2 protein-coding genes are annotated in these 1,945 nt (G+C 46.3%); one reads left to right on the top strand and one right to left on the bottom strand.

The genetic code is table 11. The annotated features are described in order from the left end of the window. Nucleotides 1-525: 525 nt before the first annotated feature. Nucleotides 526-1,743, bottom strand: a complete 1,218-nt coding sequence (locus O9295_RS04660) for an ATP phosphoribosyltransferase regulatory subunit (RefSeq protein WP_288032054.1) — start codon at nt 1,741-1,743, stop codon at nt 526-528. Between the two features lie 90 nt (nt 1,744-1,833). On the opposite strand from O9295_RS04660, the gene O9295_RS04655 reads away from it, so the two are divergent. Further along, a partial coding sequence (locus O9295_RS04655; protein ID WP_288032057.1) for a helix-turn-helix domain-containing protein occupies nt 1,834-1,945 on the top strand: 112 nt, incomplete at its 3' end.

Genomic DNA, 1,945 nt, shown 5'->3' with positions numbered 1-1,945 from the left:
AGGTGGTTAGCTGAACGTTGGGAAAAACTGATAGTTTTATCGACGTAAGAAGCAGAAAAATTAGCTAAATTAACAGGATGTACTCTCAGACAATTTCAAGAGAGATAGGCTTTTAGTGGCTTGGGAACAAGCTTTATCAATTTATTCATAATCAATATTGGCAGAGGATTAAAGATTAGTTATTGTGACTAACTATTTTGATTAGAAAAAGATAAACTTGAGAATTTTCATTCAAATTTATTGACTCAAAATCAGCTGTACTTAATTTAAATGAATCAACCCTACCCGACATCGGGGGGGCAGGTGGGGTGTAGGGTTTTACCGATTTTGAAGGGGTCAATTACCTAATTTTCAGGGAAAAAGTCCCTGAATTTTCCCCCCGATCACTCCCATATCTGGTACTTTTTGATTTACAAAAACTCTAAAAGTCTTAACCAACAAGGGTTTTACCATTATTCAGCAAGCCCTAGATAGAGTCCTATAGCAGCGGGCAGAAGCCAGTATTTCCGCTGCTTTTGCCCCCTTTTAGAGAGATTCTTCGCTCACGGAACCATCTTCTTGCACCCAGGCGAGATTTTTAATCATCCGATCGCGGGCATAGGTACGAATTTGTGCCTCGCTGCGACCCCCTAAATCGATCGCCACTCTCAGATTAGGATCACCGTTGCGAAGGGAGCGAGCTTTACTAAAAGTCGCTATCTGGGCGTTATTACCCAAAGGGATAAGCAACCAGTCGAGGGGGGCAGCTTGAGTGGGTAAAGTCTGCCCCGATAATAAACTTTCGTGCAGTTCTTCGATATTCAGGGAAAAACCGATACCCGGAGCCGATTGGCCCTGGGGATGAAAAACGCCCAATAATTGATCATAGCGTCCGCCCTGGCCTAAAATACTGAGATTTTGCTGGTGATAACTAACCGCCTTAAAAACGATGCCGGTGTAGTAATCAAAGGTTTGAATCAGACTTAAATCGAGAATTAGGGGGAAAGGCCAAGAGCGATCGGCATTAAGCAGCTCTACTAGGGATTTAAGGTTATTAACGGCTTTTTGGGCTGATTCTTCCTGGGCTAATACTGCCACTTGTGCGAGGACATCCTCAGGATTACCGCGCAGGTGAAATAATTGTCGGGCTTGCTGCCGGAGGGTTTCGTTGGGATAGGGAAGATTTTCGAGGCTAACGTAGTCGAGGAGGGCTAAACAGCGTTTCACCTGTTCGCGTAAGGGAGCCGGAAAGGGAGAAAGTAGCGAACGAGTCAAACCCGCTTCTCCTAAAATAATCTGCCAGTTAGGGACGGCCAAACTATCGAAACAGTCGGCTAGGAGCAGTAAAATCTCGGCATCAGCTAGTAAACCGCCAGAAAAGAGCAGTTCTACCCCCGCTTGATAGAATTCCACTTGACGACCGTGATAACCGGCGCTAGGGCGACGAAAAACGTTAGCCCGATAACAGAGACGTTGGGGATAGGACTCCCCACTCATGCGGGTGACGGCACTGCGGGCAATGGAAGCGGTTAATTCAGGGCGTAATCCCGATAGTCCTTGACTATCCCCGTGGAGTTGGATCACGGTGCTGGGATCGATCGCACCGCCTGCGGTGAGGGTATCGAGCCATTCAATGGTGGAGGTGACGATCCTTTGATAGCCCCAACGCTGAAAGACAGACTGAAGGCGATCGTTAATCCAGCCTTTTTGGGTAACTTCTAGGGGTAATAAATCCCTTGTCCCCGCCGGGGGTTGATGAATCATCGAAAATTTGGGTCTGAAACCCCGTCGTAGAACGACGGCTTTACTGTTAAATATTAGCACATTTACGAAATATATGCTAAAATGTGAGGTATGGAAAAAGCCTATTCGTTTCGATTTTACCCAACACCCGAACAAGAGTCGCTATTGCGGCGCACATTGGGCTGTGTAAGATTAGTTGACAACAAAGCTCTCCACGAACGAA

It is taken from the genome of Microcystis sp. LE18-22.4A (assembly GCF_027531105.1).
In the GTDB taxonomy this organism is placed as follows: Bacteria; Cyanobacteriota; Cyanobacteriia; order Cyanobacteriales; family Microcystaceae; genus Microcystis; species Microcystis aeruginosa.
The sequence above is the reverse complement of the archived record's forward strand: the minus strand, read 5'-3'. Positions and strand labels throughout refer to the sequence as shown.